General features: G+C 66.4%; 16 protein-coding genes. 5 read left to right on the top strand and 11 right to left on the bottom strand.

Annotated elements, in window-relative coordinates; genetic code table 11:
* Positions 1 to 12: 12 nt before the first annotated feature.
* From murI to rpsU, 3 genes are all read right to left on the bottom strand, one after another.
* Positions 13 to 819: a glutamate racemase gene (gene murI / locus DFR43_RS09550; RefSeq protein ID WP_211338633.1), complete on the bottom strand. Its 807-nt coding sequence runs from the start codon at positions 817 to 819 to the stop codon at positions 13 to 15.
* 22 nt (positions 820 to 841) lie between these two features.
* On the bottom strand, positions 842 to 1,303 hold the full coding sequence (locus tag DFR43_RS09545; protein ID WP_133598033.1) for a GatB/YqeY domain-containing protein: 462 nt from the start codon (positions 1,301 to 1,303) through the stop codon (positions 842 to 844).
* A 107-nt stretch (positions 1,304 to 1,410) separates the two neighbouring features.
* A complete protein-coding gene (rpsU, locus tag DFR43_RS09540) occupies positions 1,411 to 1,623 on the bottom strand; it encodes a 30S ribosomal protein S21 (RefSeq protein ID WP_133598031.1) in 213 nt (70 codons plus the stop codon).
* 212 nt (positions 1,624 to 1,835) lie between these two features.
* Between rpsU and pap the strand changes: the two genes are divergently transcribed.
* Positions 1,836 to 3,335 carry a polyphosphate:AMP phosphotransferase gene (gene pap, locus DFR43_RS09535; protein WP_133598029.1) on the top strand — a complete coding sequence of 500 codons (1,500 nt, stop codon included), beginning with the start codon at positions 1,836 to 1,838 and terminating at the stop codon, positions 3,333 to 3,335.
* Between the two features lie 12 nt (positions 3,336 to 3,347).
* Here pap and DFR43_RS09530 read toward each other — a convergent pair whose 3' ends face one another.
* The 4 genes from DFR43_RS09530 to DFR43_RS09515 are packed head-to-tail and all read right to left on the bottom strand — an operon-like array spanning position 3,348 to position 7,131.
* Positions 3,348 to 4,586, bottom strand: coding sequence for a BaiN/RdsA family NAD(P)/FAD-dependent oxidoreductase (locus DFR43_RS09530; protein WP_133598027.1), 1,239 nt, complete (start codon positions 4,584 to 4,586; stop codon positions 3,348 to 3,350).
* Positions 4,587 to 4,590: 4 nt separating this feature from the next.
* Positions 4,591 to 4,911 (bottom strand): YkgJ family cysteine cluster protein, encoded by a 321-nt coding sequence (locus DFR43_RS09525; protein WP_133598025.1) that lies wholly within the window; start codon positions 4,909 to 4,911, stop codon positions 4,591 to 4,593.
* Between the two features lie 22 nt (positions 4,912 to 4,933).
* A complete protein-coding gene (argF, locus tag DFR43_RS09520) occupies positions 4,934 to 5,902 on the bottom strand; it encodes an ornithine carbamoyltransferase (protein WP_133598023.1) in 969 nt (322 codons plus the stop codon).
* A 23-nt stretch (positions 5,903 to 5,925) separates the two neighbouring features.
* Positions 5,926 to 7,131 (bottom strand): aspartate aminotransferase family protein, encoded by a 1,206-nt coding sequence (locus DFR43_RS09515; protein WP_133598021.1) that lies wholly within the window; start codon positions 7,129 to 7,131, stop codon positions 5,926 to 5,928.
* A 235-nt stretch (positions 7,132 to 7,366) separates the two neighbouring features.
* Between DFR43_RS09515 and DFR43_RS09510 the strand changes: the two genes are divergently transcribed.
* Positions 7,367 to 7,711: a DUF3579 domain-containing protein gene (locus DFR43_RS09510; protein ID WP_133598019.1), complete on the top strand. Its 345-nt coding sequence runs from the start codon at positions 7,367 to 7,369 to the stop codon at positions 7,709 to 7,711.
* A gap of 135 nt (positions 7,712 to 7,846) precedes the next feature.
* Here DFR43_RS09510 and rpsT read toward each other — a convergent pair whose 3' ends face one another.
* Positions 7,847 to 8,149 (bottom strand): 30S ribosomal protein S20, encoded by a 303-nt coding sequence (gene rpsT, locus DFR43_RS09505; RefSeq protein ID WP_133598081.1) that lies wholly within the window; start codon positions 8,147 to 8,149, stop codon positions 7,847 to 7,849.
* A 186-nt stretch (positions 8,150 to 8,335) separates the two neighbouring features.
* On the opposite strand from rpsT, the gene DFR43_RS09500 reads away from it, so the two are divergent.
* Both DFR43_RS09500 and DFR43_RS09495 read left to right on the top strand, forming a co-directional pair.
* Positions 8,336 to 9,496: a fatty acid desaturase gene (locus DFR43_RS09500; protein WP_133598017.1), complete on the top strand. Its 1,161-nt coding sequence runs from the start codon at positions 8,336 to 8,338 to the stop codon at positions 9,494 to 9,496.
* A 63-nt stretch (positions 9,497 to 9,559) separates the two neighbouring features.
* Positions 9,560 to 10,999 (top strand): DEAD/DEAH box helicase, encoded by a 1,440-nt coding sequence (locus DFR43_RS09495; RefSeq protein ID WP_133598015.1) that lies wholly within the window; start codon positions 9,560 to 9,562, stop codon positions 10,997 to 10,999.
* Positions 11,000 to 11,025: 26 nt separating this feature from the next.
* Here DFR43_RS09495 and DFR43_RS09490 read toward each other — a convergent pair whose 3' ends face one another.
* Positions 11,026 to 11,859: a symmetrical bis(5'-nucleosyl)-tetraphosphatase gene (locus DFR43_RS09490; protein WP_133598013.1), complete on the bottom strand. Its 834-nt coding sequence runs from the start codon at positions 11,857 to 11,859 to the stop codon at positions 11,026 to 11,028.
* Positions 11,860 to 11,868: 9 nt separating this feature from the next.
* On the opposite strand from DFR43_RS09490, the gene DFR43_RS09485 reads away from it, so the two are divergent.
* The gene (locus tag DFR43_RS09485) at positions 11,869 to 13,212 is read left to right on the top strand and encodes a hemolysin family protein (RefSeq protein ID WP_133598011.1); all 1,344 of its coding nucleotides are present in this window, start codon (positions 11,869 to 11,871) and stop codon (positions 13,210 to 13,212) included.
* Here DFR43_RS09485 and DFR43_RS09480 read toward each other — a convergent pair.
* Both DFR43_RS09480 and DFR43_RS09475 read right to left on the bottom strand, forming a co-directional pair.
* The gene (locus DFR43_RS09480) at positions 13,190 to 14,731 is read right to left on the bottom strand and encodes a cryptochrome/photolyase family protein (protein ID WP_133598008.1); all 1,542 of its coding nucleotides are present in this window, start codon (positions 14,729 to 14,731) and stop codon (positions 13,190 to 13,192) included. The genes DFR43_RS09485 and DFR43_RS09480 overlap by 23 nt on opposite strands.
* Entirely contained in the window at positions 14,724 to 14,864 is a 141-nt protein-coding gene (locus tag DFR43_RS09475; RefSeq protein ID WP_425471085.1) for a DUF2256 domain-containing protein, read from the bottom strand. Before DFR43_RS09475 ends, DFR43_RS09480 begins: the two co-directional genes overlap by 8 nt.
* Position 14,865: the final 1 nt, after the last annotated feature.

Raw genomic sequence — 14,865 nt, 5'->3', positions numbered from 1 at the left:
CGGGCCGCTGCTTTAGGACAGTGGCCGGGGGCGCACCGGCTGGCCCCACAGCGTTTGCATCACCCGGGCCGCCTGCTGCACGTCACCGCTGGTCCAGAAGGTCACCGAGGCCGCAGGGCCGCCGGCGGGCGCGGCCAGGCCCGCGTGCTGCAGGCGGCGGCCCAACTCGCGCGCCACGGCAGCGGCCGGGTCGATGACGCGCACGTCGGCGCCTGCCAGCCGCTGGATGACGGGGGCCAGAAACGGGTAGTGGGTGCAGCCCAGCACCAGCGTGTCCGCCCCCTGGGCCAGCAGCGGCTCCACGTAGGCGGCCACGGCCGCTTCGGTCTGTGGCCCGTCGAGCAAGCCTTGCTCGACGAGTTCCACCCAGCCCGGGCAGGCTTGCAGCAGGATGCGCCGGCCCTGTGCATAGGTGTCCACGAGGCGTGCCAAGCCGGGGCTGGCGACCGTGCGGCGGGTGGCCAGCACGCCCACCACGCCGCTTCGGGTGGCCTGTGCCGCCGGCTTGACGGCCGGTTCGATGGCCACGATGGGCAGTTGCGGGTGGTGCTGCCGTAGCCGTTCGATGACCAGGCCGGTCACAGTGTTGCAGGCCACCACGATGGCCTTGGCCCCACAGGCCCGCAGGTGCTCGATCAACCGCTGCGCACGCGCCTCGATGAAATCAACGGGCTTGTCGCCGTAGGGGGCGTGGCCCGAGTCGGCCACGTAGATCAGCGGCTCGGCCGGGTGCTGCGCGTGGATCTCGCGCAGCACGGAGAGGCCGCCCACGCCGGAATCGAATACGCCGACAGGGGCCGTGGCCGCCAGGGGGTTCATGCGGTGCGGGGCAGTGGGACGCTCAGCGGGCCAGCGCCGCCTTGACGGCCGCTGACACGTCGGCCATGTCGGCTTGCCCCGCCAGGCGGGCTTTGGCCTGTGCCATCACTTTGCCCATGTCGGCCGGCGCAGGGGGGCGCCCCAGTTCCGCCGTCAGGGCCGCGACGATGTCTTGCACGGCCGCGGCGATGGCGGCGGCGTCCAGCCGGGCGGGCAGATAGCCCTGGAGCACGGCGGCTTCGGCCTCCTCCTGGGCGGCCAGGTCTTCCCGGCCCGCTTGGCGGTAAGCGGCCACGGAATCGCGGCGCTGTTTCAGCAGTTTGTCTACCACGGCGATGACGCCCGCGTCGTCCAGCGTCGTGCGCTCATCGACTTCGCGTTGCTTGATGGCCGCCAGCAGGAGTCGAATGGTGCCCAGGCGAGCGGCGTCTTTGGCCCGCATGGCGGCTTTCATGTCGTCGGTGATCTGGTCTTTCAGAGGCATCTCGGTGGGGCTCCGCATCCGGGGGGCGTGTCAGGGACAAGGCGTGCCGAAACGACACAGCCCGCCGGAGCGTCCTCGAGCGGGCTGTGCAGGGGGTGTTCCGGCGATCAGTACAGGCGCTTGGGCAGCTGCATGGAGCGCACACGCTTGAAGTGGCGCTTGATGGCGGCGGCCTTTTTGCGCTTGCGCTCGGCGGTCGGCTTCTCGTAGAACTCGCGGGCGCGCAGGTCGTTGAGCAGGCCCAGCTTCTCGATCGTGCGCTTGAAGCGGCGCAGGGCGACGTCAAAAGGTTCGTTGTCTTTTACGCGGATGGTGGTCATTAGCTAATGGTTTCCGAAATGCGCCGCGCCGGTGCCCGGGGAAGATCGGGCCCTGGACCCGTGCCGCGGCAAGTTGTCCCCGTCATCAGGTGATCACGGCCGACGGGGTTTTGCCAGCAAAGCTCTTGATTATAGCGACAGGTTGTCAGTTTGCGGAAGGGGTTTTCGGGCTACAGTTGCGGGGGACGCAACACAAAAACAGGAGGCAGGCGATGTTTGAATCGGCCGAAATCGGGCACCGGGTGGACAAGCAGCGCTGGAAAGAGGCGTCCACGCGCCTGCGACGGGAATTGCTCCAGGCCCAGTACCGGCTGCTGCAAGACGCCCGCAGCGCGGTGGTGATTCTGGTCAACGGGGTCGATGGCGCCGGGCGGGGCGAGACGGTCAATTTGTTCAACGAATGGATGGATCCGCGCCACATCCGCACCGAGGCGTTCGGCCCGATGACGCCAATTGAAAGACAACACCCCGAGATGTGGCGCTTTTGGCAAGTGCTGCCACCCAAAGGGCACATCGGCATTTTGTTCGGCTCTTGGTACACCGATCCGATCCAGGCCCATGTGCGCGAAGCGCAGACGCACGACCGCTTTGCCCACCGGCTGGAGCGCATTCGGCAGTTCGAGCGGATGCTGGTGGCCGAAGGGGTGGTGCTGCTCAAGCTGTGGTTTCACCTGTCCAAGAAAACGGCCAAGGCGCGCATGAAAGCTTTGGAGGCCGACCCCAAGACGGCCTGGCGCGTCACGCCGCAGCAGCGGGCCAATCTGCGACATTACGACCGGTTCGTGCAGGTCAGCGAGGAGGCGCTGCGCAAGACCAGCATTGCCGAAGCGCCCTGGATCGTCATCGACGGCAGCGATCCGGCCTATCGTTCGCTCAAGGCGGGACAGCATTTGCTCGATGCCTTGACGCACGCCGTGACCCGGCCCAAGCCGGCCCGAGGCCGGCCTGAGCGCCGCGTGCCGGCCAAAGCGCTGGGCGAGCAAGGGCTGCTGGCGGTGCAGGACTATGAGCGGCGCCTGACCCGCAAGGCGTATGCCGATGCGCTGGAGACCTGGCAGGGGCGGCTGGCGCTGCTCAGCCGCGACCCGCGCATGCGCCGCCGTTCGCTGGTGATGGTGTTCGAGGGCATGGACGCGGCCGGCAAGGGCAGCACCATTCGCCGCATCACCCAGGCGCTTGATGCCCGTTTCTACCGCGTGGTGCCTGTGGCCGCGCCCAACGAAAACGAGCGGGCCCAGCCCTATCTGTGGCGTTTCTGGCGCTACATCCCGGGCCACGGCAAGGCGGTGATCTTCGACCGCTCGTGGTACGGCCGGGTGCTGGTGGAGCGGGTGGAAGGGTTTTGCAGCACCGCTGACTGGACGCGGGCCTATGCCGAAATCAACGAATACGAGGAGCAACTCAGCGAGGCGGGCGCGGTCATCGTGAAGTTCTGGCTCGCCATCACGCCCGATGAGCAGTTGCGCCGTTTCCACGCCCGCGAGCAGACGCCGCACAAGCACCACAAGATCACCGAAGAGGACTGGCGCAACCGCGAGAAGTGGCCGCTGTACGAACGCGCCGTCGAGCAAATGATCGACCGCACTTCCACGCAGGTGGCGCCGTGGCATGTGGTCGCCTCCGACGACAAGCTGTGGGCGCGCATCGAGGTGCTGCGTCTGTTGTGCGAACGGCTGGAGCGGGCGCTGGACAAGGTGGGGCGCAAGCGCTGAGCGTCGTCGCGCTCAGCGCAGTACGCCAGGCAGCGCCTGGGCGCAGGCGTAGGCGCTGGCCCAGGCCCACTGGAAGTTGTAGCCCCCCAGCCAGCCGGTCACGTCCACCACTTCGCCGATGAAGTACAGCCCCGGCTGGCGCGATGCCATGGTTTGCGAGGACAGCTCCCGCGTGTCCACGCCGCCGGCCATCACCTCGGCCTTGGCATAGCCTTCGGTGCCCGAGGGGGTGAGCGCCCAGCGGTGCAGGCTGTCGGCCAACTGGGCCAGGGCCTTGTCCGGCGTTTCGTTGATGGGGCGCTGCCAGTCGGCGCGGGTGGCGGTCCAGGTGTCGGCCAGGCGCTGCGGCAAGTGGCGGGCCAGTTCGTTGGGCAGTTGTTTACGTGATGCCTGGGCTTTGGCCGCCAGCAGCAGCGGCTCCAGGGCGGCCTCGGGGTGCAGGTCGATGCGCAGCGCCGCGCCGGGCCGCCAGTAGCTGGATATTTGCAGCACGGCCGGCCCGCTGAGCCCGCGGTGGGTGAACAGCAGGTCTTCATCGAAAGACTGGCGCTGTGATTTGTCGCCGGTTGCGATGCGCACCGGCAGCGCCAGCCCCGACAATTGGGCAAACGGCGCCCAGGCCGAGGGTTCAAACGTCAGGGGCACCAGGGCGGGCCGGGGTTCGACCACCTTCAGGCCAAACTGCCGGGCCACGCGCAGGCCAAAGTCGGTGGCGCCGATCTTGGGCACGGGCAGCCCGCCGGTGGCCACGACCAAAGCCGGCGCGTGGGCGGGGCCCCGGTCGGTCTCCACCGTGTAGCGGGTGGCGGCCTCGGCATCGGAAAACCGCACCGCCTGCACCGCGCAAGGCTGCCAGCGGGTCACGCCGCCAGCGGCGCATTCCCGCAGCAGCACGTCGATGAGGTCTTGTGCCGAGCGGTCGCAAAACAGCTGGCCTTTGTGCTTTTCGTGAAACGGCACGCCGTGGCGCTGCAGCAGGCTCACGAAATCGGCAGGGGTGTAGCGCGACAGGGCCGAGCGGCAAAAATGCGGGTTCTCGCTCAGGTAATGCTTGTGGGGTTGGCGCGGGTCCAGATCGCGGTTGGTGAAGTTGGCCCGCCCGCCGCCGGAGATGCGGATTTTCTCGGCCACCTTGGGCGAGTGGTCGATCAGCAGCACCTTCAGCCCACGCTGGCCGGCCACGCCAGCGCAGAACAGGCCCGCAGCACCGGCGCCAATGATGATGACGTCGAACACGGAGGCGGCTGACATGGGCTCAGCCTGGCTCGGCCCCTGGCACTGGCGGCAACCCGTGGCGCGCCCGGGCACGGGTGCAGGCGTCGCTGCCCTCGCTGAATTCGCGACAGGGCGAGGGGCGCCATTCGTAGATGCTGCAGCCCACCGATTGGCCCACCCGGCCGCTGAGGGCCGCGCAGCGCGGAGGCCAGTGATCGGTGCCGCGCATGCGCACCGTGGTGCCGTTGACCTCCACGGTCAGCCCGACCGGCACACGGCCTCCGGCGTCCTCGCGCTCGTAGAGGGAAAAGTCCACGCGGCACCAGGCGCAGCAGGCGCCGCAGCGTTGACATTCACTCATGATCGAACCCCGACCGCGTGGGTCATAGCTGGCCGAGCAGGAGGTATTCCATCAGCGCTTTCTGCACGTGCATGCGGTTCTCGGCCTCGTCCCAGACGACGGATTGGGGGCCGTCGATGACTTCGGCGGCCACTTCCTCGCCCCGGTGGGCGGGCAGGCAGTGCATGAACAGGGCTTCAGGCTTGGCCACGGCCATCATCTCGGGGGTGACGCACCAGGCGGCAAAGGCTTTTTGGCGGGCTTCGTTTTCGGCCTCGAAGCCCATGCTGGTCCACACGTCGGTGGTGACGAGGTCGGCGCCGCGGCAGGCTTGCATCGGGTTGTCGAACACCTGCCAAAAATCGCCGCGCGGCACGCCCGCCACCGCCGGGTCCACCTCGTAGCCGCGCGGGGTGCTGATGTGCACCCGAAAACCCAGGATTTGAGCGGCTTGCAGCCAGGTGTTGGCCATGTTGTTGCCGTCGCCCACCCAGGCCACGGTGATGCCTTTGAGGGCATCGACATCGAGCGTGCCGTCTGGGCGCTGGCCGCGGTATTCCAGCCAGGTGAACAGATCGGCCAGGATCTGGCAAGGGTGGAATTCGTTGGTCAGGCCGTTGATGACGGGCACCCGCGAATGGGCCGCGAAGCGCTCGATCTTTTCCTGCCCGAAGGTGCGGATCATGACGATGTCGGTCATGCGGCTAATGACCCGGGCGCTGTCCTCGATTGGCTCGGCGCGGCCGAGCTGGCTGTCGCCGGTGGTCAGGTGCACCACGCTGCCGCCGAGCTGGTACATGCCGGCTTCGAAGCTGACGCGGGTGCGCGTGCTGGCTTTCTCGAAAATCATGGCCAGCGTGCGGTCGGTCAAGGTGTGGTGCTTCTGGTAGGTTTTGAATTTGCGTTTGATGAGCCAGGCGCGCGCAAACAGGTACGCGTATTCCTCGGCGCTGAAATCCTTGAACTGCAGGTAGTGCCGCACGGGCACGGGGGGTGTGATGGAAGCGGACATGGAGCGTAGGTCAGGAATCGGGCTCAGGCCTTGGGGGTATCGGCCAGGAAGGCTTTGATCTGGGGCACGAGGATGGCGATGATCTCGTCGGCTTCGGCGCCCGAGAGAATCAGCGGCGGCACCATGCGGATGACGTTGTCGGCCGTCACGCTCAGCAGCAGCCCGGCTTCGGCACAGCGTTGCACCAGCGCGCCGCAGGGGCGGTCCAGCTCGATGCCGATCATCAGGCCCTTGCCGCGCACGTCTTTGACGCCGGGCACATGCATGAGCTGCGCGGCCAGCGTGGACAGCAGGTGAAAGCCCATCTTGGCGGCGTTGTCCAGCAGGCCCTCCTCCTCCATGATGCGGATGGTCTCCAGGCCGGCCCGGATGGCCAGCGGATTGCCGCCGAAGGTGGTGCCGTGATTGCCGGGCTGGAAGATGTGCGCCGCTTTGGGCCCGGCGACCACCGCGCCAATGGGCACGCCCGAGCCCAGCCCCTTGGCCAGCGGCATCACATCGGGCTGGATGCCGGCCCACTGGTGCGCGAACCATTTGCCGGTGCGGCCCATGCCGCATTGCACCTCGTCGATCATGAGCAGCCAGTCGTGGGTGTCGCACAAGGCGCGGACCTGCTGCATGTAGTCGGTCGTCAGCGGATTGACGCCGCCTTCGCCTTGGATGGCCTCGAAGAACACGGCCACCACATTGGGGTTGTTGGCCGTGGCCCGTCGGATGGCTTCGATGTCATTGATGGGCACGCGAATGAACCCTTCGACCAGCGGGCCGAAGCCGGCCTGGACCTTGGGGTTGCCGGTGGCGCTGAGCGTGGCGATGGAGCGGCCGTGGAAGGCTTTTTCATAAACCACGATCTGCGGCTTGTCGATGCCTTTGTCATGCCCGTATTTGCGGGCCAGCTTCAAGGCAGCCTCGTTGGCTTCCAGTCCGGTCGAGCAGAAAAACACGTTCGTCAGACCCGAACGCTCCACCAGCATGCGGGCCAACTCCTCGGTGGCGGGGTGGTAGTAGTAATTGCTGATGTGGATGAGCTTGCCGATTTGGTCCTGCAACGCCCGAACCAGCTTCGGGTGGGCATGGCCCAGGGTATTGACGGCGATGCCGGCCAGGGCATCCAGATAGACCTTGCCGTTGACATCCCACACGCGGCAGCCCTTGCCGTGAGACAAAGCAATGGGCACGCGGCCATAGGTGTTCATCACATGGGGTTCGACCGGAGCGGTATGAGACATGGCGGTGTCCTGTGTAACGGGGCTGGCCCGGGTTGTCGGAAACGGATGGCCACATGGCCTGTGCAATGAAACATTGTAGGTCCACCCCAAGGCACATCCGTGCGATGGCGTGGGGCCATGCTGGGGTTAACCCGTGTGCCAACTCTTATATAAGATAGAATTCTGTTGTCGCATCGCGGCGATCCCGCGATCCCTGGGCAACGCCCGTGTCCACCGCCTCACAGGCCTCCACCCGATGGTCTCCTCCAGCGCCAAAGAAGTCTTTATCCAGGGGATCACCCACAGCGGAAAGGTGTTTCGTCCCAGCGACTGGGCCGAGCGCTTGTGCGGCGTGATGAGCCAGTTCCATCCGGCGGGCAAGGCGCCGGGGGCACATCTGGGCTATTCGCCATGGTGTCTGCCGCAAGTCATCAATGGCGTCAAGTGCGTGGTCGTCAACCGGGCGCTGCGCGACTACGACGTGATGGCTTGGGATTTCGTGCTCAATTTCGCCCGCGACAACGATCTGCAGATCGTCGAGGCCTGTCTGCTGCCCGACGAGCCGGCCCAGTCGCCTCAGTCGCCCCCACAGCCTGAATAAACGCCCGCGGCCGCGAGGCATGGCCCGGGCGCGGGCCATGAAAAATGCCGCCTCGGTGGGCGGCATTTTGGGGGTTTGCTGGCAGCGCACCCGGATCAAACGGCGGGCCCGATTGGGCCCGGGCGAGCGGCTGTATCAGGCCGCGGCGGCGGCCAGGGCCTTGACCTTGGCAGACAGGCGGCTCTTGTCGCGAGCGGCCTTGTTCTTGTGGAAGATGCCCTTGTCGGCGATGGTGTCCACCACGGCCTGCATCTTGGCGAAAAGCTCCGTGGCCTTGGCCTTGTCGCCGGCCAGCACGGCTTTTTCCACGTTTTTGATGGCGGTGCGGTACTTGGAACGCAGCGAGGAGTTCGCGGCGTTGAGCTTGATGTTCTGACGGGCGCGCTTGCGGCCGGAGGCCAGGCGCGGGTTCTTTTTCTTCGGCTTGGTTGCCATGATGGGTTTCCTTCGATGTTTGTGGATGTTGCCAGCAAAACCCAGTATTATAGATAAGAACCTGATCAATGCCTAGGCTTACAGGGCGGGCCGGCGTTTGACATGGGTCAAAGCGTCGCGCCGGCCGAGTCGTTACCATCCCGGCAGCCCGGTTGAGCCGCGTTTTCCCTCACAGAGCCCGATTCCCTCATGTACACCCCCGAAGAACAACGCAGCGGCCCTGTGCCGCCCACGCCTGCCGCCACCCCGTCCGTTGCAGCTTCCGTCGAGGCTGAGCCTGCGCCCATTGCTCCTGATGCGCCCATGCCGCATCGGAAGGTGATCCGTGGCTGGCTCACGCCCCTGGCCGAGCGGCGCACGGCGGTGGCCATCGCCCTGCTGGTGCTCGACTGGGTCATCTTCTCGGCTTTCATTGCCGGCACGGTGCTGCTGCAAGCCTGGTGGGCCAAGCTGTTGTGTGGCCTGGCGGCCGGTTTCACCATTGGGCGGCTGTTCATCATCGGCCATGACGCCTGCCACCAGAGCTACACCCCGCACCGTGGGCTCAACCGCATTCTGGGGCGCATCGCCATGGTTCCTTCGCTGACCCCTTACAGCCTGTGGGAAGTGGGGCACAACGTGGTGCACCACGGGTACACCAACCTCAAGGGCGTGGACTTCGTCTGGGCGCCGCTGACCAAAGAGGAGTTCGATGCGCTGTCGCCGGCCCGCCGCGTGCTGGAGCGCATCTACCGCAGTGGCTGGGGGCCGGCCTTGTATTACCTCATCGAGATGTGGTGGCTGCGCATGTTCTTCCCGCGCAAGACGTACATGGGCACGCGGCGTGCCGAATTCGTTTGGGACGGGGTGTTCGTCTCGGCCGTGGCCGTGCTGTGGGTGGCGGGGCTGGTCTGGGCCGCTTGGGCCACGGGGCAGTCGGCTTGGATGCTGGTGGGCATGGGCTTCGTGGTGCCTTTCCTGTTCTGGAACGCGATGATCGGGTTCGTGGTCTATGTGCACCACACCCACACCAGCGTGCAGTGGCACAACGACAAACAGGCTTGGGCCAAGGCCGCGCCTTTCGTTTCCACGACGGTGCATCTGCAATTTCCTTGGAAATTGGGCGCGCTGATGCACCACATCATGGAGCACACGGCACACCATGTGGACATGAGCGTGCCCCTGTACAAGCTCAAAGAGGCGCAGAAGAAGCTGGAAGACATGCTGCCTGGCCGCATCATCATCCAGCGGTTCAGCTGGCGCTGGTATTTCGAGACGGCACGCAAGTGCAAGCTCTACGATTTCACCCGCCGCTGCTGGACGGATTTTCAAGGCCGCCCCACCAGCGCGCAGGCGCCGGCGTACGCGTGATCCGACCCCTGCCGGTGGCTTGTCACACGCCGTAAGCGCCTTGGTGCGACAATACGGAGTTCGATGACACAAGCATTTACCGAACTTTCTCTGGCTGAACCCCTGGCCCGCGCCATCGCGGAGATGGGGTTCACCACCATGACGCCGATTCAGGCGCAAGCCATCCCTGTGGTGCTGCAGGGGCGCGACGTGATGGGCGCGGCCCAGACCGGAACGGGCAAGACGGCAGCCTTTTCGTTGCCGCTGTTGCAGCGCATGCTCAAGCACGAAAACGCTTCCACCTCGCCGGCGCGGCATCCCGTGCGGGCGCTGGTGCTGCTGCCCACACGCGAGCTGGCCGACCAAGTGGCCGAGCAGATCCGGCTCTACGCCAAGTACACCCAGTTGCGCAGCACCGTGGTCTTTGGCGGCATGGACATGAAGCCCCAGACCGCCGAACTGAAGAAAGGGGTGGAAATCCTGGTGGCCACGCCGGGCCGCTTGTTGGACCACATCGAGGCCAAGAACTGCGTGCTCAATCAGGTGGAATACGTGGTGCTGGACGAAGCGGACCGCATGCTGGACATCGGTTTCCTGCCGGACTTGCAGCGCATTCTGTCCTATCTGCCCAAGCAGCGCACCACCTTGCTGTTTTCGGCCACCTTCTCGCCCGAGATCAAGCGGCTGGCCAACAGCTACCTGCAGAATCCCGTCACCATCGAAGTGGCGCGATCCAACGCCACGGCCTCCACCATCGAGCAGCGGTTCTATCGGGTGGAGGAGGACGACAAGCGGCAGGCCCTCAAGCAACTGGTGCGCGAGCACGACGTCAAGCAAGCCTTCGTGTTCGTCAACAGCAAGCTGGGCTGCGCGCGGCTGGCGCGGGCACTGGAGCGTGATGGCCTCAACACGGCCGCCTTGCACGGCGACAAGAGCCAGGACGAGCGGCTCAAGGCGCTGGAAGCCTTCAAGAAGGGCGAGGTGGAATTGCTCGTCTGCACCGATGTGGCTGCCCGTGGCCTGGACATCAAGGACGTGCCGGCCGTCTTCAACGTGGATATTCCTTTCAACGCCGAGGACTACGTCCACCGCATCGGCCGCACCGGTCGGGCCGGCGCTTCGGGGCTGGCGATTTCTTTTGTCAGCGGCAAAGACGCCAAGCTGCTGGCCGACATTGAAAAGCTGATTGGCAAGAAAGCGGAAGTCGAGCCGCTGGAGCTGGAGACCGATCGCCGCCGCTTCGGTGGGCCGGCCGGGCGCATCAACGACGGGCAGCGGCTGTGGCACGACGAGCGTGGTGCGGCAGAGGCGCGCCGCGAGCGCGGTCGCCGGGCTGCGCCGCCGGCCGATCCCCTGTTCGACCAGCCTTATGAGCCGGGCCTGCCCCCGGATGTCAAGCCCTCATGGGAAGAGCCGTCCAAGGCGCCGGTGGGCAAGGGGCTGTCGGCCTATATCCGGCCGCGGCGCAAGGTGCCGGCGCTGTTCAAGCCCCCGGTGACAGACACGGCCGACACCTCCCCCTGAATGGAGGCAGTGGCTCGCCGATCGATTCACTGCCCAGGCGCCTGGGCTTGCGGGCAGCGCACCTGCACGATGTCGCTCACAGAGCCGTCTGGGCTCAGACAGGCAGCGCTGAGGCAGCCTCCCCAGACGCAGCCCGTATCGAGAGCCAGCAGATGGGGCCGCTGCAGCAGCCCCAGGGTGGACCAGTGGCCGAATGCGATGGGGGTGTGGGCCGTGCGCCGGCCGGGCACATCGAACCACGGCATGAAGCCTGCCGGCGGGGCCTCGGCGCTGTCCTTGGTGGCGAATTCCATCACGCCGCTGGCGCTGCAGAAGCGCAGCCGAGTCAGGGCGTTGACCACGACGCGCCAGCGGTCGGCCTCGGGCCAATCGTCGCGCCAGTGGTCGGGTTGGTTGCCGTACATCTGTTGCAGCCATTGCGGGCCGTCGCGGCCGCGCAGCATCTGGCTGACTTCTTGCGCCAAGGCCAGGGTCTGCTCGGCGCTCCACTGGGGCAACACGCCAGCATGGACCAGCAGCCAGCCATGGCGCTGCAGGGCCAGCGGGCGCTGCCGCACCCAGTGGAGCAGCGCCTCCCGGTCCGGGGCCTGGAGGATGGGGGCGAGGGTGTCGTTGCGGTGGGCCCGGCGCACGCCGTGGGCCACGGCCAGCAGGTGCAGATCGTGGTTGCCCAGCAGGCAGTGCGCCGAGTCGCCGAGCGCCATCAGCCGCCGCAGCATGGCCAGCGAGCCCGGCCCCCGGTTCACCACGTCGCCCAGCAGGTACAGGGTATCGCGGCTGGGCGAAAAATCCACCGTCTGCAACAGGCGCTCGAAAGGGCCGTCGCAGCCCTGCACGTCGCCAATCAAGTAAAGTGCCATCCACGCATTATGGATATTCTCTTAATCGTTTTTTTGACGCTCCTGAATGGAGCGTTTGCCATGTCCGAACTGGCCCTGGCCGGTAGCCGCAAAGCGCGCTTGAGCGCCATGGCTGAAAGTGGTGACAAGGGGGCGGTGGCGGCCTTGAAGTTGCTGGACAACCCGACCCAGTTCTTGTCTTCTGTGCAGGTGGGCATCACCTCCATCGGCATGCTGAACGGCATTGTGGGAGAGGCGGCTTTCAGCGCCGGTTTGGCGGCCTGGTTGGGTCAGCTGGGCATGCCACAGACGACAGCCAACGTCACCGCGACGGCCATTGTGGTGGTGGTCATCACCTTCGTGACCATCGTGTTCGGCGAACTGGTGCCCAAGCGGATTGGCCAGATGTACCCAGAAACCGTGGCACGTTGGGTGTCGCGTCCCATGGCGGGCGTGGCCAAGGCCGCCAAGCCGTTTGTGATGTTGCTGTCGGTGACCACCCACGGGGTTCTGAAGCTGATGCGGATCGACAACAGGGCGGTGCAGCATGTGACCGAAGAGGAAATCAACGCCAGCCTGGAAGAGGGGGTGGGTGCAGGCATCATCGAGGAGCATGAACACCGCATGGTGCGCAACGTGTTCCTGCTGGACGACCGTCAGCTCGCCAGCATCATGCTGCCCCGTTCCGACATCCAGTGGCTGGACGTGGCCGACCCGCTGGACGTGGCGCTGGACAAGGCCCAGCAGGGGGGGCATTCGTGGTACCCCGTGTGCCGAGGGGGGCTGGACGATGTGATTGGCGTGATTCACATGGCACGCTTGCTGGAGCTGCAGTCCCAGGGGGCCACGGAGGGCTGGCACCGGCATGCGGTGGCGCCGGTGTTCGTGCCCGAGACGCTCAGCGGCATGGAGCTGCTGGAGCAGTTCCGGGCCCGGGCTTCGCGCATGGTGTTCGTGGTGGACGAGTACGGCGTGGTGCAGGGGCTGCTGACGCCGCTGGATCTGCTGGAAGCGATCACCGGGGAGCTCTCGCCCGAGCAGCCTGCCGATGCCTGGGCCACGCCGCGGGAGGACGGGTCGTGGTTGGTCGATGGGGCCATGCCCGCCCACGAGCTCAAAGCCCGGCTGGAGATCGATGCCTTGCCGGACGAGGACAAGGACCGCTACAACACCGTGGCCGGCCTGATGCAGACGGTCAGCGGGGCGTTGATGAGCGAGGGGGATGCGGTGGACATCTGTGGCTGGCGCTTTGAGGTGCTGCGGCTGGACGGCCGGCGCATCGATGAGGTGCTGATCCGGCGCTTGCCCCAGCCGGAGGGGGCCATGGCGGAGGCTGCCGCGCCGCCAGCCGCTACAGCGCGTCCAAGCGATTGAGGGTTTGCTCGGCCTGCTGGCGCAGGGCCTGCAGGGTGGTGGCGTCCATGCGGTCCAGCTGCCGGTATGCCATGCCCATGCGGGGATGGTGTTCGAAGCGCTGGCGATGGCGCAGCCAGAAGTGCCAGTACAGGGCGTTGTAGGGGCAGGCCCGTTCGCCGGTGCGGGCCTGCGCGTCGTAGTGGCAACGTGGACAGGGCGCTCCCATGCGCTGCAGGTAGGCGGCGCTGCTCACATAGGGCTTGGTGGCCAGCAGCCCGCCGTCGGCGTATTGGCTCATGCCCAAGGTGTTGGGGGCCTCCACCCATTCGAAGGCGTCGATGTAGATGCCGAGGTACCAGCGATGGACCTCGGCCGGGTCCAGCCCGGCAAGCAGGGCGAAGTTGCCAATGACCATGAGCCGCTGGATGTGATGGGCGTAGGCATGCGCCAGGGACTGGCCGATGGCCTGGGCCATGCAGGCCATACGGGTTTGGCCGGTCCAGAACCAGTGTGGCAGGGGCCGCTGGTGCTGCAGGGCGTTGTGTGCCGTGTAGCCTGGCATGTGCGCCCAATACACGCCTCGCACATATTCGCGCCAGCCCAGAATCTGGCGGATGAAGCCCTCGACGGCCGGCAATGGGGCGTGCCCGGCTTGCCAGGCGGCTTCGGCGCGCTGCAGCACTTCCCGGGGATGCAGCATCTTGGTGTTGAGGGCAAGCGACAGCAGCGAGTGAAACAGCCGCAGGTGATGCGTCGGGCTGAGGGCGTCTTGGAAGTCGCCGAAGTGGGGCAGGGCGTGTTCGATGAAACGGTCGAGCTGCTGCAGGGCTTCGGTGCGGTTCAGCGGCCAGCGAAATTGCTCGGCCTGAGGATGGCCGATGGTCTGCACGCCCGCCGATTCGATGGCTTGCCACAAGCGGCTGTGGTCGTGGATGGGGCGCGTATCGGGTGGCTCAGGAGGGGTGCCGTTCCAGCGCTTGCGGTTGTCGGCGTCGAAATTCCAGCGGCCACCGGCAGGCTTGGCGCCTTCCATCAGCACCCGGTGCCGGCGGCGCTGCACGCGGTAGAAGTGCTCCATGAGCCATTGCTGTCGGCCTGCAAAGAGCGTGGCGGTTTCTTCGCGGGCCGTGAGGAAATGCTGGCTGTCCACCGCTCGGCAGGGGATGGATTGGCGCTGGCTCCAGTCTCGTAGCAGGGCATCGAGCCGCCATTCATCAGGGCTTTGGTATTCCAACGCCGCGGCCCGGTAGTGCCGCACCAGGGCGTCGAGGTTGGCGGTGAGCGACTGGCGGTTGGAGGGATCGTCGATGCGGACGTATCGCACGCGGTGCCCTTGGGCCTGCAGCTGCTGCGCGAACGCGCGCATGGCCGCGAAGATGCCGATCACCTTCTGCGCGTGATGGCGCGCGTAATCCGTTTCCTGCCGCACCTCCATGAGCAGATGAACCACGTCACGGCGCGGCGCGCGCAGCCAGGGGTGCAGGGGGTTGAGCTGATCTCCGAGGATCAGACGCAGGGTGGGCGATGATTCAGCCATGCGGGGGGCGGCGCCGGCAGCGCTCGGAGCAGTATTTGACCTGTTCCCAGTCCCGGGCCCATTTGCGCCGCCAGCTGAAGGGGCGGCCGCAGACGGGGCATGTTTTGTGTGGCAAGTCGGCTTTGCGGCGCATC

The organism is Tepidicella xavieri, assembly GCF_004363315.1.
Taxonomy (GTDB): Bacteria; Pseudomonadota; Gammaproteobacteria; order Burkholderiales; family Burkholderiaceae_C; genus Tepidicella; species Tepidicella xavieri.
Note: the sequence above shows the minus strand (reverse complement) of the source record. Positions and strands in the feature narration are given on the sequence as shown.